Source organism: Ensifer sp. ENS08 (genome assembly GCF_014852195.1).
Taxonomy (GTDB): Bacteria; Pseudomonadota; Alphaproteobacteria; order Rhizobiales; family Rhizobiaceae; genus Ensifer; species Ensifer adhaerens.
Genome location: NZ_JACVBF010000012.1, coordinates 50,249 through 70,951, shown reverse-complemented (window position 1 = coordinate 70,951; position 20,703 = coordinate 50,249). Strand labels below are relative to the sequence as shown.

The 20,703-nt window shown below is 61.0% G+C and carries 15 protein-coding genes and 2 pseudogenes; 8 read left to right on the top strand and 9 right to left on the bottom strand.

The window, feature by feature from the left end; translation table 11 throughout:
- Complete coding sequence (gene cyoB / locus IB272_RS22900; RefSeq protein WP_089044826.1) at positions 1-2,004, bottom strand: cytochrome o ubiquinol oxidase subunit I; 2,004 nt, start codon at positions 2,002-2,004, stop codon at positions 1-3.
- An 80-nt stretch (positions 2,005-2,084) separates the two neighbouring features.
- Positions 2,085-3,203, bottom strand: a complete 1,119-nt coding sequence (gene cyoA, locus IB272_RS22895; RefSeq protein ID WP_034790699.1) for a ubiquinol oxidase subunit II — start codon at positions 3,201-3,203, stop codon at positions 2,085-2,087.
- Between the two features lie 294 nt (positions 3,204-3,497).
- Between cyoA and IB272_RS22890 the strand changes: the two genes are divergently transcribed.
- The gene (locus tag IB272_RS22890) at positions 3,498-4,823 is read left to right on the top strand and encodes an MFS transporter (protein WP_034790732.1); all 1,326 of its coding nucleotides are present in this window, start codon (positions 3,498-3,500) and stop codon (positions 4,821-4,823) included.
- A 113-nt stretch (positions 4,824-4,936) separates the two neighbouring features.
- Here IB272_RS22890 and IB272_RS22885 read toward each other — a convergent pair whose 3' ends face one another.
- The 4 genes from IB272_RS22885 to cmoA all read right to left on the bottom strand — a co-directional run bounded on the left by IB272_RS22885 (position 4,937) and on the right by cmoA (position 8,563).
- Complete coding sequence (locus IB272_RS22885; RefSeq protein ID WP_060521112.1) at positions 4,937-6,253, bottom strand: ATP-binding protein; 1,317 nt, start codon at positions 6,251-6,253, stop codon at positions 4,937-4,939.
- Between the two features lie 4 nt (positions 6,254-6,257).
- A complete protein-coding gene (locus IB272_RS22880; protein WP_060610856.1) occupies positions 6,258-6,911 on the bottom strand; it encodes a response regulator transcription factor in 654 nt (217 codons plus the stop codon).
- Between the two features lie 137 nt (positions 6,912-7,048).
- On the bottom strand, positions 7,049-7,783 hold the full coding sequence (locus IB272_RS22875; RefSeq protein WP_192445108.1) for an isoprenylcysteine carboxylmethyltransferase family protein: 735 nt from the start codon (positions 7,781-7,783) through the stop codon (positions 7,049-7,051).
- A gap of 12 nt (positions 7,784-7,795) precedes the next feature.
- On the bottom strand, positions 7,796-8,563 hold the full coding sequence (gene cmoA / locus IB272_RS22870) for a carboxy-S-adenosyl-L-methionine synthase CmoA (RefSeq protein ID WP_034790738.1): 768 nt from the start codon (positions 8,561-8,563) through the stop codon (positions 7,796-7,798).
- A gap of 281 nt (positions 8,564-8,844) precedes the next feature.
- Here cmoA and IB272_RS22865 point away from each other — a divergent pair, with 281 nt between their 5' ends.
- Positions 8,845-10,098: a S41 family peptidase gene (locus tag IB272_RS22865; RefSeq protein WP_246802639.1), complete on the top strand. Its 1,254-nt coding sequence runs from the start codon at positions 8,845-8,847 to the stop codon at positions 10,096-10,098.
- A gap of 76 nt (positions 10,099-10,174) precedes the next feature.
- Here the strand turns inward: IB272_RS22865 and IB272_RS22860 are convergent, their stop codons facing one another.
- Positions 10,175-10,399 carry a pyridoxal-dependent decarboxylase gene (locus IB272_RS22860; protein ID WP_348646806.1) on the bottom strand — a complete coding sequence of 75 codons (225 nt, stop codon included), beginning with the start codon at positions 10,397-10,399 and terminating at the stop codon, positions 10,175-10,177.
- A 1,245-nt stretch (positions 10,400-11,644) separates the two neighbouring features.
- Between IB272_RS22860 and IB272_RS22850 the strand changes: the two genes are divergently transcribed.
- From IB272_RS22850 to IB272_RS34995, 5 genes and pseudogenes are all read left to right on the top strand, one after another.
- The gene (locus IB272_RS22850; protein ID WP_162728869.1) at positions 11,645-12,112 is read left to right on the top strand and encodes a hypothetical protein; all 468 of its coding nucleotides are present in this window, start codon (positions 11,645-11,647) and stop codon (positions 12,110-12,112) included.
- Between the two features lie 181 nt (positions 12,113-12,293).
- The gene (locus tag IB272_RS22845; RefSeq protein ID WP_089044820.1) at positions 12,294-13,493 is read left to right on the top strand and encodes a glycosyltransferase family 4 protein; all 1,200 of its coding nucleotides are present in this window, start codon (positions 12,294-12,296) and stop codon (positions 13,491-13,493) included.
- Between the two features lie 517 nt (positions 13,494-14,010).
- A pseudogene (locus tag IB272_RS35000) lies at positions 14,011-14,274 on the top strand (IS3 family transposase); the annotation flags it as partial.
- A 465-nt stretch (positions 14,275-14,739) separates the two neighbouring features.
- The gene (locus IB272_RS22835; protein ID WP_348646622.1) at positions 14,740-15,873 is read left to right on the top strand and encodes an SGNH/GDSL hydrolase family protein; all 1,134 of its coding nucleotides are present in this window, start codon (positions 14,740-14,742) and stop codon (positions 15,871-15,873) included.
- Between the two features lie 92 nt (positions 15,874-15,965).
- Positions 15,966-16,271 (top strand): annotated as a pseudogene (locus tag IB272_RS34995) (hypothetical protein); the annotation flags it as partial.
- Between the two features lie 26 nt (positions 16,272-16,297).
- On the opposite strand, the gene IB272_RS22830 reads toward IB272_RS34995, so the two are convergent.
- Together IB272_RS22830 and IB272_RS22825 are read right to left on the bottom strand one after the other, a co-directional pair.
- Complete coding sequence (locus IB272_RS22830; RefSeq protein WP_192445104.1) at positions 16,298-17,776, bottom strand: aspartate aminotransferase family protein; 1,479 nt, start codon at positions 17,774-17,776, stop codon at positions 16,298-16,300.
- A 31-nt stretch (positions 17,777-17,807) separates the two neighbouring features.
- Positions 17,808-18,656, bottom strand: coding sequence for a methyltransferase domain-containing protein (locus IB272_RS22825; protein ID WP_113080008.1), 849 nt, complete (start codon positions 18,654-18,656; stop codon positions 17,808-17,810).
- A gap of 236 nt (positions 18,657-18,892) precedes the next feature.
- On the opposite strand from IB272_RS22825, the gene IB272_RS22820 reads away from it, so the two are divergent.
- The gene (locus IB272_RS22820) at positions 18,893-20,701 is read left to right on the top strand and encodes an ABC transporter ATP-binding protein/permease (RefSeq protein ID WP_034797910.1); all 1,809 of its coding nucleotides are present in this window, start codon (positions 18,893-18,895) and stop codon (positions 20,699-20,701) included.
- Positions 20,702-20,703: the final 2 nt, after the last annotated feature.

Here is a 20,703-nt window from a genome sequence, read left to right as displayed (position 1 = left end):
TCAGATCCGTTCCGCAAGCAGTTTCGAGCGTGCGTCTTCGGTCGCCGCGACGGTTTCCGCGGGAATGAAGAAATCACGGTTGTAGTTGAAGGTATGGCCGATGGAGACCGCAATCAGGGCGATGAAGGATATCGCCGCCAGCCACCAGATGTACCAGATCAACGCGAAGGCGAGCACGACGCTGATGCCGGAGAGAATGATGCCAGTGCCGGTGTTCTTCGGCATGTGGATCGGCTTGAAGCCTTCGAGCGGACGCTCGTAACCGCGGTTCTTCATGTCGTACCAGCTGTCATGGTCGTGAACGACGGGCGTGAAGGCGAAGTTGTAGTCCGGCGGCGGCGACGAGGTCGACCACTCGAGCGTGCGGCCGTCCCAGGCATCGCCGGAGGTTTCACGCAGTTGGTCGCGACGCAGGAAGCTGACGACAAGCTGGATGATGAAGGACGCGATGCCGATAGCGATCAGGACCGCACCGAAGGCGGCGATGATGAACCAGATCTGCAGCGAGGGATCTTCGAACTGGCTGACACGCCGGGTGACCCCCATCAGGCCGAGCACGTAGAGCGGCATGAAGGCGAAGAAGAAGCCGATCTGCCAGAACCAGAAGCTCATCTTGCCCCAGAAGGGATCGAGCTTGTAGCCGAAGGCCTTCGGCCACCAGTAGACAAGGCCGGCCATCAGCCCGAACAGCACACCGCCGATGATGACGTTGTGGAAGTGGGCAATCAGGAATAGCGAGTTGTGCAGCACGAAGTCGGCCGGCGGGATCGCCAGCATGACGCCGGTCATGCCGCCGATGACGAAGGTCACCATGAAACCGATCGTCCACAGCATCGGCAGTTCGTAGCGGATACGGCCGCGATACATGGTGAAGAGCCAATTGAACATCTTCGCCCCGGTCGGGATCGAGATGATCATCGTGGTGATGCCAAAGAAGGCGTTCACCGAAGCACCCGAACCCATGGTGAAGAAGTGATGCAGCCACACCAGGTAGGAGAGGATCATGATCACGCAGGTGGCGTAGACCATCGACGTATAACCGAACAGGCGCTTGCCGCAGAAGGTCGCGACGACTTCGGAGAAGATGCCGAAGGCCGGCAGTACGAGAATGTAGACTTCCGGGTGGCCCCAGATCCAGATGAGGTTGATGTACATCATCGGATTGCCACCAAGGTCATTGGTGAAGAAGTTGAAGCCGAGGTAGCGGTCGAGCGACAACAGCGCAAGCGTCGCCGTCAGGATCGGGAAGGTCGCGACGATGAGGATGTTGGTGCACAGCGACGTCCAGGTGAAGACCGGCATCTTCATGAAGGTCATGCCCGGAGCGCGCATCTTCACGATCGTGGCGATCAGGTTGATGCCGGATAAGGTCGTCCCGACGCCCGCCACCTGTAAGCCCCATATGTAATAGTCGACGCCGACGCCGGGACTGTAGTCGGCACCCGAGAGCGGCGGATAGGCGAGCCAGCCGGTGCGCGCGAATTCACCGACGAACAGCGACATCATGATGATGACCGCACCGCCCGTCGTCATCCAGAACGAGAAATTGTTGAGGAAGGGGAACGAGACGTCGCGCGCGCCGATCTGCAGCGGCACGACATAGTTCATGAAACCGGTGACGAAGGGCATCGCCACGAAGAAGATCATGATCACGCCGTGGGCAGTGAAGATCTGGTCGTAATGGTGCGGGTTGAGATAGCCTTCGTTGCCGTTGAAGGCGATCGCCTGCTGTATGCGCATCATGATCGCGTCGGCAAATCCGCGCAAAAGCATCACGATCGCCAGGATGATGTACATGATGCCGATCTTCTTGTGATCGACCGACGTGAACCACTCGTTCCAGAGATAGCCCCAGAGCTTGTACTTCGTGATCAGCGCGAGGATCGCCAGGCCGCCGACGGCCACGGCTGCGAAGGTCACGACAAGGATCGGCTCGTGGTATGGGATCGCTTCCCAGGTAAGCCGCCCGAAGATGAATTGCGTGAGGCTGGTGTCACCAAACATGGGTCTTCCAATATGTCTCGAATTGCGGCCCGAAGGGCCCTGGCGCTCGCTGGATCAAAGCCGGCGAGCGCGCGAAAGTCCTAGTGCGTCTTGTGCATGTCGTGGTTCATGGGCTCAGCCGCGGGCTGCTCTTCCTTGACGCCCTCGGCCGGTTCCTCGCTCTTGGCGGGGTTACCGGTTTCGGGGAAGGTCGCGGCCGGTGCGGCCGCTTCGGTCACTCCGCCCGTATGGCGGTTGTCATGCTCGAGTTTGGCGCGGTTCTCATGGCTTTCGACGCCGGCTCCGCCCATCATGTCGATGTGCATCATATCCTTCATGCACATCTGGCCTTCGCGCACGCACATGTTGAGAACGGCTTCATAGAGGCCGTTTTCGACGGAAGCGTAGTAGCGCACCGGCTCCTTCACGCTCGGCTTTTCGAGCTTCAGGTAGGCGTCGCGATTGAGCATCGTGCCGTTCTGCTTGACGCGGGCAACCCAGGCGTCAAAGCCCGCCTGGTCCACGCCGTGGAACTTGAAGCGCATGTGCGAGAAGCCGTCGCCGCTGTAGTTGGACGAAAGGCCCTCGTATTCGCCTGCCTTGTTGATGACGGCGTGCAGCTTGGTCTGCATGCCGGGCATGGCATAGATCATGCCGGCGAGCGCCGGAACGTAGAACGAGTTCATCACCGACGAGGCAGTGATCTTGAAGTTGATCGGCACGTCGACCGGCGCCGCCATCTCGTTGACCGTGGCAATACCGTATTCCGGATAGAAGAACAGCCATTTCCAGTCGAGCGCGACGACTTCGACGGTGATCGGCTTCATCTCTTCGGTCACCGGGCGCGCCGCATCGATCCGATCGAGCGGTCGATAGGGGTCGAGCTTGTGGGTGCTGACCCAGGTGATCGCGCCGAGCGCGATGATGATCGCGAGCGGCGCCGACCAGATGATGACTTCGAGGCCGGTGGAATGGTGCCATTCCGGATCATACTTGGCGGCCGTGTTCGACTGGCGATAGCGCCAGGCAAAGAACAGCGTCAGGAAAAGGACGGGAACGATGATCAACAGCATCAGGACCGTCGAAATAACGATCAGATCCCGCTGCTGCGCGGCGATATCACCGGAAGGCGACATGACCACCATGTTGCATCCCGAGAGAACGGAGAGCAACAGGACGGCAATCGTCGATCGTCCGGCTAAACTGTATGGCTTCGGCATTGCGGCCTCAACTTGCGTTTTGTCTAGTCGGCATTACTCGGGCATGATCGGGCATGGAAGTGAGGTCCATCGTCGCAGCGCAACATTTTGCCGCAGTGCAGTGACGACCGTATCGCTCTATGCGCGTTTGTACGGGCGCAAAGGCATATTGTCGGTTCGATGCCGGCTGTTCCAGCGAACGTTAGGCACGAACTCGAATGAGGCATGTGCGCAGGTACGTGCACGGCATTCTTGATATCAGACGCCAATTGGTCAACACTCTAACGACAAGACGTTCGATCGTCGGAGAAATTCATGGTTTCGGTCGCTAACCCAACATCGTCTGGTCTCGAGCGGGATGCACGTCGCATTCACGAGGACGACAAGCCTCTGTCCCCGGGCAGCATCGCCATCGGCGTGGTCATTGGACGAACCTCGGAATTCTTCGACTTCTTCGTCTACGGCCTCGGCTCGATCCTCGTTTTTCCGAAGCTGATTTTCCCGTTCGCGCCCAATGCGGTCACCGCGACGCTCATGTCCTTCGCGCTGTTCCCGCTCGCTTTCCTCGCCCGCCCGGTTGGCTCCTTCGTCTTCATGTGGGTCGACCGCAACTACGGGCGCGGCACGAAGCTGACGATCGCGCTCGTCATTCTCGGTGGCTCGACGGCGTCAATCGCCTTCCTGCCCGGCTATGACACAATCGGATATTGGGCGGTGGCGCTATTGGCGCTGTTCCGGCTGGGCCAGGGCTTTGCGCTCGGCGGCGCCTGGGACGGCCTCGCATCGCTGCTGAACCTCAATGCGCCGCAGAATCACCGCGGCTGGTACGCGATGATCCCGCAGCTCGGCGCGCCGATCGGCTTTGCGCTTGCGAGCATCCTCTTCGGTTATTTCGTCAGCAACCTTTCGCAGGAAGATTTCCTCGCCTGGGGCTGGCGCTATCCGTTCTTCGTCGCCTTTGCGATCAACGTCGTGGCGCTTTTCGCGCGCCTGCGCATCGTCGCCAGCAAGGAGTTCGGCGCCGCCATGGAAGCCAAGGAGCTTGAGGCGCGGCCGGTCTTCGAGATGCTGAGCAAGCACAGCATCGACGTCGTGCTCGGCGCCTTCGTGCCGCTCGCAAGCTTCGCAATGTTCCACCTCGTCACCATCTTCCCCTTGAGCTGGGTGACGCTCAACGGCGGCCAGTCGGCGGCTGAATTCCTGTGGGTTCAGGTGGCAGGTGCCGTCGTCGGCGCCATCGGCATCGTGCTTTCGGGCGTAATTGCCGACCGGGTCGGTCGCCGCAACCAGCTGATGATCGGTGCGATCCTGATCGCGATCTTCAGCTTCTCGGCCCCCTTCCTGCTCGATGCCGGCGGCAAGGGCCAGGACGCTTACATCCTGATCGGCTTCGCCATCCTTGGCCTTTCCTTCGGCCAGTCCTCAGGCGCCGTCTCCTCGCGCTTCACCCAGTACTATCGCTACACGGGTGCCGCTCTGACGTCGGACCTCGCCTGGCTCGTCGGCGCCGCTTTCGCGCCGCTCGTGGCACTCGGGCTGGCCAGCAGCTTTGGCATCATCTTCATCGGCGGCTACCTGATTTCGGGTGCGATCTGCACGATCGCGGCGCTGAGCCTCAGCCGCGCGCTCGACCAGCAGTAAGATCCAGAGGCAGGCGGGGCGCAGTTACAGGCGTCCCGCTTGTTCGTCCTTTCCTCGCGTGACCTTGATTGCGAGGAACGGAAACGCGACCGGATTGACCGGTCCTGCAGCCGTCAAAGGCGGACTTCGACCTCAAACCCCTGCGTCTTGCCGCGCGCCGGCGAAGCGATGAGCAATTGGCCCTGCATCTGCGCGACCAGCCGCTCAACGATGGCAAGCCCGAGCCCGGAACCGGAGGCCTCGGTCGGCCCGCGGACGAAGCGCTTGGTCAGGTTGGCGCGGACGTCCTCGGCGACAACAGCGCTTTCGTTCGTGACGCGGATACCCATTGGGTCGACATGGAGATCGACCCGGCTGCCCGGCGGACTGTGGATCAGGGCGTTTTCAAGAAGATTGCGCAAGACGATCGCAAAGGCGTCCACGCGGATCGGCCGTTCAAGTACGGTGCCCTTGGCGACCTGAACGTTCAGGCGGTTGGCGCCGAGCGCGGATCGCTCCAGATCCTGCATCACGACCATCAACACCGGCAGCAGATCGTGCTGCTCGTCCGAAATGGCAATCTCCGCTTCGGCGCGCGACATCTGCAGCAACTTCTCGGCAAGCCGGCTCAGATGCACGAGCGCACGTTCAATCTGGGCGGTTCGCGGTTGGTATGCCGGCGGCACCTCGCGCGCCAGCCGTTGGGTTTGCGCGAGCGCACCGGCAATCGGGGTCCGCAGCTCATGGGCGCTGTTCGAGGTGAATTCCCTCTCCGCCTCTAGGCCCGCCTTCAGCCGCGCCAGAAGCAGGTTCACGGAACGCGCGATCGCCCGCAGTTCGCGCGGCAGCGTCGCCTCGTCGATCGGCGCCAGATTACCGCTGTCCTTGGTCAGGATATCGTCGCGCAGCTGCGACACGGGCGACAGCGTGCTGCGAACGACGAAGACGATCGCAAGGATGCTACCCGGTATCAGCACGAGCAGCGGCAAAAGCAGCGCCGTTCCGCCTTCCATGAGCGCTTCTGTGCGATGTTCGATCGCATCGGCAACTTGCACATAGAGTGATCCGTCAGTCGTTCCGGCCGTGTAGATCCGATGGGTGGGGGTCTGCGAGAAGCCGGTCGCAAGGGGAACCGCAAAGGGCTCCGGCGCGCCGTCTTCAAACAGCACGCGGCCGTCGCGGTCGCGCACCTGGTAGGTAAGGAATTGCGAATTGAGCGCGGGCGCCGTAACCGACGCCTGGGCCAAGCCGCTGGGCGCGTCCCTCGTCGTCTCGTTAGCCACGATCTGCAACAATCGTTCGGCGGTTTCCTGCACGCCGCTGTCGAAGATTTCGGTGAACTCGTCCTGCATCACATAGACGCCAAGCCCGAGCGCAACAAACCAAAAGAGGGCGACGACGCTGGTGAGCGCAATGGCCAGTCTGCGGGTCATGCTCCTCTTGTCGGACATGCGATCACCTGAGGCAGTAGCCGAGGCCGCGCACGGTCTCGATCCGGTCAGGCCCGATCTTCTTGCGCAGGCGGCTGATATAGACCTCGACCGTATTGCTTTCGATCTCGGCACCGAAGGCGTAAAGCGCGTCGTGCAACTGCGCCTTCGACACGAGGGCGCCGGGATGCGCGGCCAGCTTGTCCAAAACGGCCCATTCCCGAGCGCTCAGGCTCTGGCTGTCACCATTAACGGCGATCTTGCGGTGAACCTGGTCGATCTCGATGCCGGGCAGCTTGACCGTCGGCGTCGCGTTGCCCGTATAGCGCCTGGAAACGGCCAGCATGCGGGCCGTCAGTTCATTGAGATCGAAGGGCTTGACCAGATAGTCGTCCGCCCCGCTGTTGAGCCCCTCGATCCGGTCGGATATCTGGTCGTGCGCCGTCAGAATGATTACGGGCGTGCCATCGCCGCGCGCGCGGAGAGAGCGCAGGAGCGTCAGCCCTTCGCCATCGGGCAATCGCAGATCGAGCAGGAGCAGTCCGTAGGTTACCGTATCGGTCGCCGCCACCGCATCGAGGATGCGCTTGAACCAATCGACCGCGTGGCCGGCGGCGGCGACATGGTCGCGCAGCGCCTCCCCCAGAACCTGATCGTCTTCGACTAGTAGGACTCTCAAGATATCACCGGACACTTGTTCGTCCTTGCCTAGGGTCGATCGGGGATGGCCGTCAAGTCCTTGAGCGCCCAAGCGGCGAAATGCGGTGAGGCTGCCCGTCTCGGCCGCCGCATACAGGGCGCAAGAATGGGAGGATTTCAGGAGGCGACGGGATCGCGAAGGGCCCCGCGCCTCTTCTTGTAGCTGATCACCGCCGTCGCGATCCCGACCAGAGCCATCGCGCCGCCAAGAACGGCCAGGACGCCAACATTCCGGCCTGAGGGCTCGTAGGTCGCGAGCTTGTACATCTCTGTCGCGAGCACCGCGATCATGGCCGCCGAGACGGTCGAATAGTCCTTGCCGACGACACGTCTGATGTTGAACGCCATGCCTTCCGTGGATTGGCTGAAGTTTGAAAGGCGCAGCGCCCAGCGCGGCACGTCACGGCAATAGACCTGATAGGCTTCGCCGAAGGTGCGAAGAAGAAAAGCCTCCTCCGCATAGACAATGCATTGGTACATGAAGGCAAAGAGCCCGATGCCGATCACGATGAGCAGCGGGTTGCCGTGCAGCAGGAAAACGCCGCAGTAGAGCAGCATGTTGCCGACATAGAGCGGGTTCCGGCAAACGCCGAACATGCCCTCGGTTACCAGGTCCTTGGCGTAGACCCTCTTTTTCAGGCCGCCACGCTGGATGTACTTATAGCCGACGACCGTCGCGCGAAGCGCGAGGCCTGCCAGAATGACCAGGATCGCGACCGCGTCCTTGGCCAGCGTCAGCAGCGGGTTGTCCAAGACCAACGCCGGCGGCGGCATCAGCAGGAACAACACCACGATGATCGCGGGAAAAAGCTGGTTGCGGAAGCGGAAGAGAAAATTGCCGATCGCGATCATGGTCGGTCCGTCCTACTTGATCGCGACAATGCCGCAGAAATTATACCAGCGGAAAAAGACCTCGACGCTGCGGAAACCCACTTCCTTCAGCAGCTGGAAATTTTCCTCCAGGCGGTACGGAATGAGCACGTTTTCAAGCGCCTCGCGCTTCCTGGCGATCTCGATCTCGGAATAGCCGTTGCGGCGCTTGTAGTCGTAGTAGTGCTCGATGAACAAGCGGTTGAACGTCGAGTCTTCGCTGGTCAGCTTCTCGACGAGCAGCAGAGCGCCGCGCTCGTTGAGGCCGTCATAGATCGAGCGCATGACGCGCTCGCGGTAGAGGGGGCGCACGAACTGCAAGGTCAGAAGCATCAGGACGACGCTGGCATTGTGGATTTCGATGCCGTGGTGCAGGTCGCCGCCCCTGAGATCAATCGCCCGGTTGGAATTTGCCTGGACGATCTTTTCCTTCGCCTTCTCGATCATGTCGGGAGCGTTGTCGATGCCGACGAAGCGCACGGCGGGATCAACCATGGCGTCGAGCCCGAGCAGCGTCGTCGCGGTCGAGCAACCGATGTCGTAGAGGTTGGTATCGGCTTCGGCAAAGTCGCTGGCGAGTTCGCAAACCATCCGCTGGATTTCGCCGTAGTAGGGAACCGATCGGCTGACCATGTCGTCGAAGACGGCGGCCACGGTTGCATTGAAGGCGAAGTCGCCGACATTCTGGTCCGGTGCGGCGAAAACCTCGTCCCGGCGGTGGCTGTTGTCGTGCACGTGTAGATGCGGGGCCTTGCCAACCATTCGCACTTTCCTTTCTTTTCCGGAGCACGCCAAAGGAGAGGGCAATCGCCTCTGTCCCCGGAGCGATCGATGCAACACACAAGCCACCCTAACCTGACACGAACTTGAAAGGTTTGGCCGCAGTGGGTTCGGCAGATCGGGGTGCCGGGCGGGGATCACGGCGTGATCACGCGATTTTGCCGGCAGGTGCGCGCGCTTTTGTCGATAATCGGCGGCGCGAAACCGGAGCAACGACCATGCGGCCGAGACTAAGGTGTACAGCGTTGATCGCCAGCCTCGTCATGTCGACGGCCGCTATGGCGTGGGCCGCGGAGCTGCCACGCTCCGGCGAGCCGACATTCGACCGGGTGATCGAACTCGTGAACGCGAACTTCTATGACGGCAAGGCGCTCGACCGTTTCAATACCACCGCCCAGGCCGAGATCACGGATCCCGTTGCGGCACTATCCAGGACGAGCGCGTCTTCCCGCGTCGATGCGGCGATCGCGTCCGTCCTTGCAAGTCTCGGGGTTTCCCATACCGGACGTTTCAAAGCCGACACGATCGACTATTTCGAGCTCGCCGACATTTTTCGCTTCGCCATCCGTGACGATATGCGGCGTCTTTTTCCGCCGGATGGCGCCGCGCGCTATCCCGGCATCGGCATGGTGACGACGGTTAAGAATGGGCAGCGGTTCGTCAGCGATGTTTATGACGGATCGGCTGCAAAGAAGGCGGGCCTCCTCGTTGGCGACCAGATCCTTTCGGTCGACGGGCAGGCTTATCATGAGATCGGATCCTTCGAAGACAAGGTCGGCCGCACGGTCGAACTTCGGCTCCGCCGCCACCGCGATGCGGAGCCATTGTCGCTGCAGGTTCCGGTCGAAAGCTTACGACCACTTCAAATGTTCGAGCGCGCGATCGAAGAGAGCATCGCACTGGTCGAGACCGGCGGCCGGAAGGTCGGCTATGTGCGGCTCTGGACCCTTTCCACGCGAAACGGGCTCAATCTCGTCGCCGAGGCGCTTTCGAGCGGCCGCTTGAAGGATGCGGAAGGCCTCGTCGTCGACCTGCGCGGACGCTGGGGCGGCGGGCCGGCAGACGCAGCCGAGTTTCTGGTCGGTGGTACGCCGACGTTCCGGCTGATTCCACGCCGGGGCGAAGCCACGCTTGCCAATTTCCGCTGGCAAAAGCCTGTGGTCGCGCTGATCGACAACGGAACCCGCAGCGGCCTCGAACTCTTTGCCTACACGCTGCGGCAACACGGGATCACGCTCGTCGGCGAGCGGACGGCCGGTGCTCTGCTTGCCGGTCGTGCCTATTTGCTACCGGACGACAGCCTCTTGGAAGTGGCGGTTTCGGATGCGGTCATCGGCGACAAGCTAAGGCTTGAGGGGGTGGGCATCGCGCCGGATGTGCAGATGGCCTTTCCGCTTGCCTATGCGGCCGGCAAGGATCCGCAGCGGGAAGCCGCGATCGCTGAGATGGTTCGCGTTCTCCAAGCCACGTCGGCGCCCGAAACCGCGCCGGCGCAAGAACCGGCCGCAACCCGGTGACGCCCCGCAGGACTATAGCGTCAGCCGATGCCGCCGCCTGAGACGATCTCCCGCCCGGGCCTGACAACTTCATTCACTAACAGGTCCAGGGCGTAACGGCGAAGGTGCCGCGGGGCGCGGCCGCATCTCGAACGAGAACGCAGCTCGCCTCGAAGGGGGCATACAACCAATTGTGCGGATCGAGCGCGACAGAATCTGCCCTTTCGATGCCTGCGACGCGCCAGGCAAACTCAGACGCAATCCGAAACAGGGCGCCGAAACAGCCGTCGACGTGGAGCCAGAGGTCTTGCTCGGTCGCCAGATCGGCGAGAGCTTGACTGTCATCGAAATGGCGCGCGTGTTCACCGTCCCGGCATTGGCGATCGCGCCGCGCAAGGCATCAATATTGATGCGCAGGTCCGCATCCGTCCCGATGCCTCCATCCTAGATGCTCTCAATCTGATCTAGGCGATCTACTTCATAACCCACGTGGGCTTTGTCGGCCCGATCGTACCCGTTCGCAAATAAAATCAGCAATTGCGGGAACCGTTCCAGTGAAATCGATTTCGCTCTTAAACGCACCAAAGTGGATTTCCGGGATCTCGGTCGCTTTAGGCTCCTCCACTACCACCGTGCCGCCAGCCTCCTTAATGGCCCTCAGTCCTAGCCTTCCATCCTTCAACAGCCCTGTAAGGGTTACACCAATTACCCGTCTCCCGGCGCTATGGGCGAGTGACGTAAAGAGCGCATCTATCGTGTACCCTCGGTAATATCCGTCGGCGAGGAGGTGCGTGCGGGGTCCGGACCCGACGGTCAGGAGCTTGTCCGGCGGTCCGACGAAGCATGCCCCTATCTCAAGGGGAGCTCCCTCGATTGGAACAACAACACGCAAATGGGCCACCCGCCTCAAAGTCTCTGGCAGAAAGCTATCGGGGAATGGCGAGCGGTGAAGAACCACTAGGACGGCCGCCGACAGGTTTTCCGGCAGTCGCCCAACGAGATCCGTGACGCCTTCTACCCCTCCAGCAGGCGCGCCAATTGCCACAATGTCAGGTCTCATGATTCAAACTGATACCAGCGCTACGATATATTAGGTGTAGCTTATTTTACCGCACTGCGCGACATCATTTCAACAGGCGACGCGCGAGGCGTCGCCATGCGCGAACGCCCAGTCTAGCGATCAGCGCATAGCGCTGAGGGCGGACATAGCGGATGTTTGTGGGACCACTTATCGACTGCATTTACCGTCGAATCCCGCTGCGAAGCAGTTCTGGTCGCTAACCTCCTGTCGAACGCGCGCCAGATTGCGGTAACGAAGCAGGGGCTGCCGGACAGTTACTCGCGTAAAGATCTATGTATCGGCCCGTCGACCAGGGATCGCGGTCTCTCGTACTTCGCATCCGAAGAAGCACATCTTGAAGGCATCTCTGGACAACTCAAGGCCGGCTCGTCGGCAAAGCAGACGTCCTTCGCCCGCAGAAAGCGAGAATTCGGCTTGCTACAAACGGCTTGATTTCGTCGACAAGCGGCAGTCGACAACCGTATGGACCTGAAGGATAATACCCACATGGCACGAGAAAATGACACGGTTTCACCTAGAGGGGCGGAGTATACCGCAAGCCTTCGACGGGCAACGCTCTTCCTTGGGTTCCTTTACCAGTTGATGCAGTTCGTCATCAGCAACACGCTCTGGGCTTCCCTCGGATACGACCCAATAGCGATCTTGCCGATCACGCTCATCCTAATGCTGAGCGGAACACTCATGTCCTATGCGATGGCGGCGGTGCTCTTTCGCTTCCGTGACCAGTCTATCCTCTTCAAGCTTCTGCTCGGCTCCGCCCTGTCGCTCGGCGCCGGAGCGATCAACGCCGGCGTCGATTTCCTCAGTCATGGGCTGATTGAGCATGGCGACCAGATCGGGACTGTCTGGACCAACGTTAGCTACAACGTCATCTATTGCACAGCGCTGTTTCACGGATGGGCTTTTCTCTACATCGCGCTTCTGGCGAATTTCGAACTACGCGAGCGACGCTGACTGTGCAAATGCGGGCGCTGTGCTACCAGGTCAATCCGCGCTTTCCGTTCAATAGCCCGGCGATTTTTGGCGTTACTACAACCAGACCTCCTACCCTGGCGGCATATTCTTGGCCGCGGAAGAGACAGTCTGAATGCTCCGAAAGAGCGATTGCGCCGAATTTAAGGACGCCATAATATAACTGAAACGAGCTGAGAGTAGCGAAAGTGCAGGACTCGGAGTGGCGGACCTCGCAGGCGCGCGCATAACCATTATTGTTCCTGCACTCGGCGCCGGCGGCACCGAGCACGTCGTCAGTCTCGTTGCCAGCCACTGGGCCTGTCTCGGCTGCACCGTCACGGTGATTACGCTCGAAGCGCCGACCTCCGAACCCTATTACAGGCTCGATCCGCGCGTCACCATCGAGCGGCTTGACGTGCCGGTTCAGAAGGCCGGCAAGCTGCGGGCCGCCTGGCTGGTGGCAAGGCGGCTCTACCGACTGCGCTCGACGATCAGCCGCACCCGTCCCGACTTCGTGCTGAGCTTCCTGACGCGCACGAACGTGTTGACGCTGCTCGCAACACGAGGCCTCAGGCTTCCGGTGATCGTGTCCGAGCGCAACAACCCCGCGGTGCAGCCCTTTGGCCCCTTATGGAAATGGCTGCAGCTTCGCCTCTACCCGCGCGCTTTTGCGCTGGTGACCATGACCAAAGGCGCACTGGATTATTTCCCGCCGAATGTGCGCCGCTCCGGCTGCGTGATCGCCAATGCGATCAATCTGCCCGACGGCTGGCAAAAGAAGCGCGGCAACAATGTGCTCACCGCCGTCGGGCGCCTGACTGAGCAAAAGGGCTTCGATCTGCTGCTCGAAGCCTTCGCCAAGGTGGCCAGCGACCACCCCGAATGGAAGCTCGTCATCTGGGGCGAAGGCGAGGCGAGAAAAGCGCTGGAAACCCAGCGTGACGCGCTCGGGTTGGCCGATCGGGTGGAAATGCCCGGCGTCACCGCAAAACCCGGCCTCTGGGTCGAAACCGCCGACCTCTTTGTCCTGTCATCCCGCTACGAAGGCTGGGGCATCGCCCTGCTCGAAGCCATGGCCGCAGGCCTTCCCGTCGTCTCCTTCGCCTGCGAATGGGGCCCGACCGACATGATCGCCAACGGCGACGACGGCATCCTCGTCGAAAACGGCGACATCAACGCCCTGGCCGAAGCCCTCTCCAACCTGATGGGCGACGAGACGTTGCGCTCCCACCTTTCCGCCAAAGCCGAAGCCAATGCCCGGCGCTACGATGCCGAGCATATCCTTTCGCTATGGGACACCGTCGCGTTGGCGGCGCGAGAACACTCAGCCGGACGCAAAACCGAAATTCTGCGCCGTCCCCGTCTTCGGCTAGACGCTTGATGCTCGCTTGCAGGGAGCCCAGTGTTGAAGTCCGCGCGGAGTGCGCATGCGAGATCGACATCGCCAAGAGGTCGCTTGTTCTGTTGAGAGCACAGACAAGAACTCGGTGCCCTCAATTGCGGAAAATTCGGTCGCTCTTTGGATGGCCTGTCGCTCTGTTCAAACCATCCCGCTACGGATTCACCGAGATTTCCTCCAATTCATCGACGTCCGTCGACCACCTTGACTCGTGCAACCCACGATATAATCTTATTTAAGTAAATATCGATGTTACAGAGGCCACGCATGTCGACATCGGTCACCTATTCGCGTCCACGGTATAAATCCGGCCCCCGGCAGCACAAGCTATTCCCCTGTTCGAACTGTGGCAGGCTATGGAATGCGTAAGGAAACGAAGGTCAAGGGAAGGGCCAAAGTAGATCAGCACATTCATCATTGCGCGCAGCTTCGAGATCGCAACTTGACGTCGCCGTCCAATGGCCTGGTGTTCACCTGCGGACTGCCTCGGTTCACCACTGACGCGTTTGATGGGCAGATCATCGCGTGGGCGGCGGTCGCCAACGCCGGATCTCGGGTTCTGACGCCCGCTATGTTGGAAGCAGTCGAGAAACGCTTCGGTGGCAGGCATGGCTCCACATTCCATCGAATATCTGCCTACACAGCAAGGGAAACAAAGGCGTCTGCTCAGGCCCTCAATCTGGTCCCACACTTCACGCCGGTCGCCAGCCCTCAATCAAGCGGTATGTCGAAGGCTTTCGTCAAAATCCTGAAACGCGACTATACGCATCTCGCATTCCCGACGCTGACAAGCACGTAACTCGATAGATGGATAGAGGTTTACAACGGAATCCATCGCCGTTTGGCGCAGAAAGTGGATCTCCCAGGGAACTAATCTGTATTAATAGCTCACTCCTCCTGGAGAAATGGGGCGCACGCTGGCGCTTCGTCAGAGAAGCTCGGGAGCAGTATATGTAAATAAATATCTACACGACTTTAGTGAGTTACCTGAAAATTTAAAAGAATTATCCAATCGGACGTTAGCGCGATGGGTTCTAGAAAAACTTCGGCGATCTTATGTGGGGCACTTGCATCCTATTGGCTGCTGAGCCCAGTCTACGCGGTTTGGCATTTCGATGAGTATGCCTCCACCGGCCCCCTCCTCGTGCGATACGTTCTCGTCCCTACGGCATTCGCGCTGACCGTCCTTTGTGTGGGACTCCGTGCTCCCCCAAGGGTGGCAACCGGCGTGGGTATCTACGGCTTAAGTGTCCTGATGGGGCTTTTTCTCTTCGAGGCGCTGCTCACCCTGCGCTCCATACCGGTTCGTCTATCGATGCTCGGGCAGCTATCACAGCAGCAAAGCGAGGCGATGGCGCAACGGGAAGACATGGTCCGAGGATTCACGCTCGCACAGCTCAACCAGCTATCCGGCGCAACCAAATTGCGCGAAGCGATTCTGTCAGGCTTCCCGAAGACGCAGGTCGTGCTTTGCTCTGGACCGGATAGTATTGTTAGTTACCGCGCCGATCGGTACGGCTTCAATAATCCAGATGCACTGTATGAGACAACGCATTTAGAATCGATGTTGCTAGGTGATTCTTTCGTTGAGGGCTTTTGTTTGCGTCCGGAAGAAAACATGGTGTCGCAGCTGCGCCGAAAAGGCGTTCATGCCATCGGCATGGGAATTCGCGGTAACGGACCGCTGACAGAGCTGGCGACGCTGGGGCGGTTTGGCCCGATGTTCAAACCACGCCACGTTTTTATGGTCTTTTTTGAGGGCAATGACTGGGAAAACCTCCAAGCCGAACTAGGGCGGCCCTGGCTGCTTCCGGCTCTCGTCGAAAGCGCCGATTTTGGAACGCCTTCAACCGCGAACGAGATGATGCAGCGCGCTAAGTCGATGATGGACGATATCAATAGCCGGCCAGTAACAGCCGCCGACCTGTTTACAAAAACTGAGATCCTTCGGAATTTCATCGCGCTGCAGCAAACTTTCACCCGACTGGGCCTAATCTTTCCGAAAGCGACGCCCGCGATTCCCGAGTTTGGCGAAGCCCTCCGGAGAGCAAAGACCATCGCGATGGGCTGGAGCGGGTCATTCACATTGGTCTATGTGCCGCAGCTCGACCGATATATCGGACCTCTGTCCGCGGCGCACGCGTATGAACCGCTGCGAACTCGGGTTCTGGGAAGCGCTTCCGCGGCAGGGGTAGACGTAATCGATCTAACGTCAGCACTCGAGAAAGAACTCCAACCAGAAACCTTTTATGGGCCGGACGGACATTTCAACAGCCGGGGCGCTGCATTCGCCGCCACGATTTTGGCCCGCCATTTGCGGGACCTCCGGGTAGTGCCTTCGGTAGCCAACATTAAACCTTAGCGGTGTCGTTTTTCAGCTTTCATTGCAGCCAGGCAAACAGACTGGCGACGCCGCGTCAGTACCCAGTGAGAACAAAAAGTTGGAGAGACACGCTGCGGCAGCATGCGATCTCGCTGGTCGGCGAGCGGATGGCCGGTGCTTTGCTTGCCGGCCGTGCGTGCGTATGTGCTACCGGACGACAGCCTCTTGGAAGTGGCGGTTTCGGATGCGGTCATCGGCGACGAGCTGAGGCTTGAGGGGGTGGGCATCGCGCGGATGTGCAGATGGCCTTTCCGCTTGCCTATGCGGCCGGCAAGGATCCGCAGCGGGAAGCCGCGATCGCTGAGATGGTTCGCGTGCTCCAAGCCGCGCCGGCGCCAGAAACCCTGCCGGCGCAAGAACCGGCCGCAACCCGGTGACGCTTGGAGCCTCGCAGAACTATGTGTCAGCCGATGCCGCCGCCTGCGACAATCTCCCGTCCGAGTCTCACAACTTCGCGCACAAACAGGTCCAGGTCCTCCCGTCGCGTCCGGTGATTGTTGACTGCCACGCGCAGGCAATGCTCGCCGTGTACCGTCGTGTCGGAGATGACGGCGGTCCCCTCGTCCTGAAGCCGCAGCATGATTTCCGTGTTCACTGCCTTCAATCGCTCAGGCGTCATTTCCTCCGGATGGTAACGGAAGCAGACGATGTTGATGTTGGTCGGCGCCACGAGTTCGAGTTGGGGCTCTGCCTCGACGAGGCCGCTCAGATAATGGCCTTGAGCAACATTCTGGTCGACGAGGCGGCCAAACTTCTCGATGCCGTGCTCCATCAGCGACACCCAGATTTTCAGGGCACGAAAACCACGCGACGTCTGCAGGCCATAGTCATAGAGCCAGGGCGCCGAAGCGAGACCCCGCACGGTTGACTCCAGATATTCCGGCGTAACGGCGAAGGTGCCGCGGTGCGCGGCCGCATCGCGAACGAGGACGCAGCCTGCCTCGAAGGGCGCATGCAGCCATTTATGCGGGTCCAGCGCGATGGAATCTGCCCTTTCGATGCCTGCGACACGCCAGGCATTCTCGGGCGCGATCCGGAGCAGAGCGCCGATACAGCCGTCGACGTGGAGCCAGAGGCCAAACTCTGCAGCCAGATCGGCGAGAGCCTGGATGTCATCGATGGCGCCGGTATTCACCGTTCCGGCATTGGCGATGATGCAGATGGGCAGCCGACCGGACGCGCGATCCTGCTCGATCGCACGGCGCAAGGCCGCGATATCGATGCGCAACTCGGCATCCGTCGCAACGCGCCGGAGGGCGCGGTCGCCGAGGCCGAACAGTTCCACCGCCTTGCGATGGCAACTGTGGCTCTGGTCCGAACCGTAGAAGCAGAGCGGCCGATCGCCGATGCCACGCGCACGCACATCGATCCCGGCTTTGACGTTGCGGGCAACCGTCAGGCCGACAATGTTGGCGACCGAGCCGCCGCTGACGAGCGTGCCGCTGGCCGTCGTCGGAAACCCCAGCATTTCCTTGCACCAATTGACGACCTGTTGGTCCATGAGTGCGGCGGCATGGTTGCCGCCGCCGACGTTCGACCCCTGGACGGCAGCAAGAAATTCGCCAAGCGCCCCGGTGAAGTTTCCCGACCCCATGTACCAGGCCCAGAAGCGGGGGTGGATGTTGCCCATGGGATAGCCGAGCACGTTTTCCGCGACCGACGCGTAGATCTCTTCGAGCGGCTTTGGTGTCCTGGGAAGCGGGGCAGAAAAGCTCTCCCGCACCATATCGGGCATGTTGCGCCATACCGGCCGTTCCCGGACCTGGCTGAGATAGTCTATCGCATCGTCGACGATGCGATGCGACAGAGCCCGCAATTCAGCCCAGTCTTGCGGGTCGAGCGTTTCCTCCACCCTGCTGGACGCTGCCGATCGCTTGTCCATGGAAACCTCCCCTCCCCGTCGTTCCCTTCTGCTATGGTCGCGTGCCGGCGACGATCGTTGCCGTCGCGCACAGTTCCACCTTGCCCGCCCGGATCGCCTGGCCTGCCAGATCGAGAACCTCGCTGCGGATGCGGTTGCGCGTCTGATCATCCGCCTGTGCCAGTCCGGCGACGACGGGTGCGGCGATCTCGGTCATGAAGGCCCAGTAGTCCTCCGGGGTCTCGTGGACCATCGTGGTGGTGACCTCCTCCTCGTGGATGTCGTGCAATCCCGCATCCTCGAAAACGGCCTTCATCAGGCCTGCAGACGCGCAGCGAAACAGGCCGGGCGCGCCGGCCGGAGGCTTCGGCATGTCGACGTGCCGGGCGATCGTCGCCATGATCGTCGTTGCCCAGGCGTTCTTTTCCGGTGCACCCCACACGGCAGCGCATACACGCGACTGGGGCTTTGCGACCCTCGTCAACTGTTGGGCTGCCGCTGCAACGTCGGGAAAAAACATGAAACCGAACCGGCAGAGGACGGCGTCGAATGTTGCTTCCGGAAACGGCAAGGCGCCAGCGTCGCAGGCCCTCGTTTCGAAATTCGTAAGACCGCGATGCCTGGCGTTCTCCGTCGCCACCTGCAACATGCGCTCTGAAAGGTCGGTGACAGTCACGCGGCCCTTCGGTATCGACGCCGCCACCGTCAGGCCTGGTTCTCCAGTTCCCGCAGCGACGTCAAGCACCCGGTCGCCGTCCTTGATGGCCGCCTGCCGGATCATTGCCTCGCCGAAGGGGGCGAGCCATCCAAGCACCAGTGCGTCCCACTTCTTCCAGCCGGCGGAGAAGCGGTCCCAGGTCTCTCTTTGCTGATCGCGGATTTGATCGAGATGCGCCGACATGCAGGCTCCTCCCTCGGTGCCGTGTTCCGACCTCGCTCACGAAACTATGAACCCTCTGCGGAGGGTTGCAATTCAACTTTCCCGCCGCAATTCGGGCAGTGTGCCGCATTGTCACGGTTTTTACGATCCGCCCTGTGACCGCGGTTACATGTGGGCGCAGACAATCCGCGCTAGGGAGAGAGGGTAAGGCAGGCTATATTCTACTCGAGGAGACCGGGAAGGAGAGATTCGCACCGATGTCGAACCGGACGAACGGCAAAAATAGCGGCCGGATAGAACCCAGCGACGAACAATCCCTCGGTGATCAATTGCGGATGATGCATCGGGCCTTCATGGCCTCGCCACTGCGCAACAAGATCATCTGGCTGAGCATAAGCATCATCGTTGTCATCGTTGTGACAGCCTTTGGTCAGATCATCCTCAACCGATGGTACAAGCCGTTCTACGACACGCTCGAGCGACGCGACCTTCCGGCCTTTCTCCATCAGCTCGTCGTCTTCGCCCAGATCGCCGGCGTGCTCCTCGTTCTCAATGTTTTGCAAACCTGGCTCGGCCAGGTCATCAAGCTGCGCTTGCGCGAAGGCCTGACCCAGGACCTGATCACCGAATGGATGCGCCCGACGCGCGCGTTCCGGCTGGCGAATGCCGGCGCCATCGGCATCAACCCGGACCAGCGCATCCATGAGGACGCGCGCCACCTGACCGATCTCTCGGCCGGACTTTCGATCGGCCTCTTCCAATCCGGTATTCTGCTGGTGAGCTTTATCGGCGTGCTGTGGTCACTGTCCGACGGTTTCGTCTTCCATGTCGCGAGCTATTCCTTCGACATTCCCGGCTACATGGTCTGGGCCGCGATCCTCTATGCGGGCACCGCCTCCTGGCTGAGCTGGCTCGTCGGCCGGCCTCTGGTGGCGCTCAATGGCGAACACTATGCCCGGGAGGCGGCGCTGCGCTTCTCGCTGATGCGCGTCAACGAACATATCGAGGCCGTTTCGCTTTCATCAGGCGAGGCCAATGAGAAAAAGCGGCTGCAGCGCGACCTCGCCTCGGTGCTCGAGATCAGCTACGGCCTGCTGCGTGCGGTTACGCGGCTCACCTGGGTGACCGGCGGCTATGGCTGGATCACCGTCGTCGCACCGATCGTCATTGCCGCACCAGTCTATTTCGCCGGCGACCTCAGCTTCGGTGGGTTGATGATGGCCGTCGGCGCCTTCAATCAGGTGCATGCGTCGCTGCGCTGGTTCGTCGATAATATCGGCGCGATCGCCGACTGGCGCGCCACATTGCTGCGCGTCGCCGCCTTCCGCTCGGCGCTCTTGATGACCGACGAACGGCATGAGGGCGACAAGCGCATCGACTTCAGGACCTCCGATACGCCGCAGATGAGCTTCGACAACATCGAAATCGTCTCGCCGACCGGCTGCATCCAGCTTCGCGAGCCGAGCGTCACCATTGATCCGGGCGAACGCGTGCTCGTCACCGGCGCGCCTGAGGTCGAAAAGGCGCCGTTCTTCCGCGCGATCGCCGGGCTCTGGCCCTGGGGGCACGGCCGCATTGCACTGCCGGTCGACGACGGCCTCGCCTTTGTGCCGAAGTCTCCCTATTTCCCGCCGGGCACGCTTGGAGAAGTGCTCGCCTATCCGAGCCCGCCCGATACCTACAGCAAGGGCGAACTCGCCGCCGTTCTCTCGAAGGTCGGCCTTGGTCGGCTGAGCGGCCGGCTCGACCAGGATGCGCGAAAGCAGATGAACCTCAGCGAGGCCGAGCAGCGCCTCCTCGCCATCGCTAGGCTCAGCCTGCACAAGCCGCGCTGGCTGATCATCGACGAAGCGCTCGATACCCTTGAGGACGACGCCTACCAGCGCGTGCTGAAGTTCATGGACGACGAGCTTCAAGGTGTTGCGATCGTCAACATCGGACGCACCGAACGCGGCAGCGACTTCTTTACCCGCGTGCTCCACCTCGACAAGAACCCGACCGGCAACACGCTCAGGCGTCTCCAGCCGCGCAGCCTGCAGCCGGCCGATCCGCAACTGGTGGACTGATA

Coding starts and splice junctions, on each gene's coding strand:
- cyoB (WP_089044826.1), bottom strand. CDS start 2,004: ATGTTTGGTGACACCAGCCTCACGCAATTCATCTTCGGGCGGCTTACC.
- cyoA (WP_034790699.1), bottom strand. CDS start 3,203: ATGCCGAAGCCATACAGTTTAGCCGGACGATCGACGATTGCCGTCCTG.
- IB272_RS22890 (WP_034790732.1), top strand. CDS start 3,498: ATGGTTTCGGTCGCTAACCCAACATCGTCTGGTCTCGAGCGGGATGCA.
- IB272_RS22885 (WP_060521112.1), bottom strand. CDS start 6,253: ATGTCCGACAAGAGGAGCATGACCCGCAGACTGGCCATTGCGCTCACC.
- IB272_RS22875 (WP_192445108.1), bottom strand. CDS start 7,783: ATGATCGCGATCGGCAATTTTCTCTTCCGCTTCCGCAACCAGCTTTTT.
- cmoA (WP_034790738.1), bottom strand. CDS start 8,563: ATGGTTGGCAAGGCCCCGCATCTACACGTGCACGACAACAGCCACCGC.
- IB272_RS22865 (WP_246802639.1), top strand. CDS start 8,845: ATGTCGACGGCCGCTATGGCGTGGGCCGCGGAGCTGCCACGCTCCGGC.
- IB272_RS22850 (WP_162728869.1), top strand. CDS start 11,645: ATGGCACGAGAAAATGACACGGTTTCACCTAGAGGGGCGGAGTATACC.
- IB272_RS22830 (WP_192445104.1), bottom strand. CDS start 17,776: ATGGACAAGCGATCGGCAGCGTCCAGCAGGGTGGAGGAAACGCTCGAC.
- IB272_RS22825 (WP_113080008.1), bottom strand. CDS start 18,656: ATGTCGGCGCATCTCGATCAAATCCGCGATCAGCAAAGAGAGACCTGG.
- IB272_RS22820 (WP_034797910.1), top strand. CDS start 18,893: ATGTCGAACCGGACGAACGGCAAAAATAGCGGCCGGATAGAACCCAGC.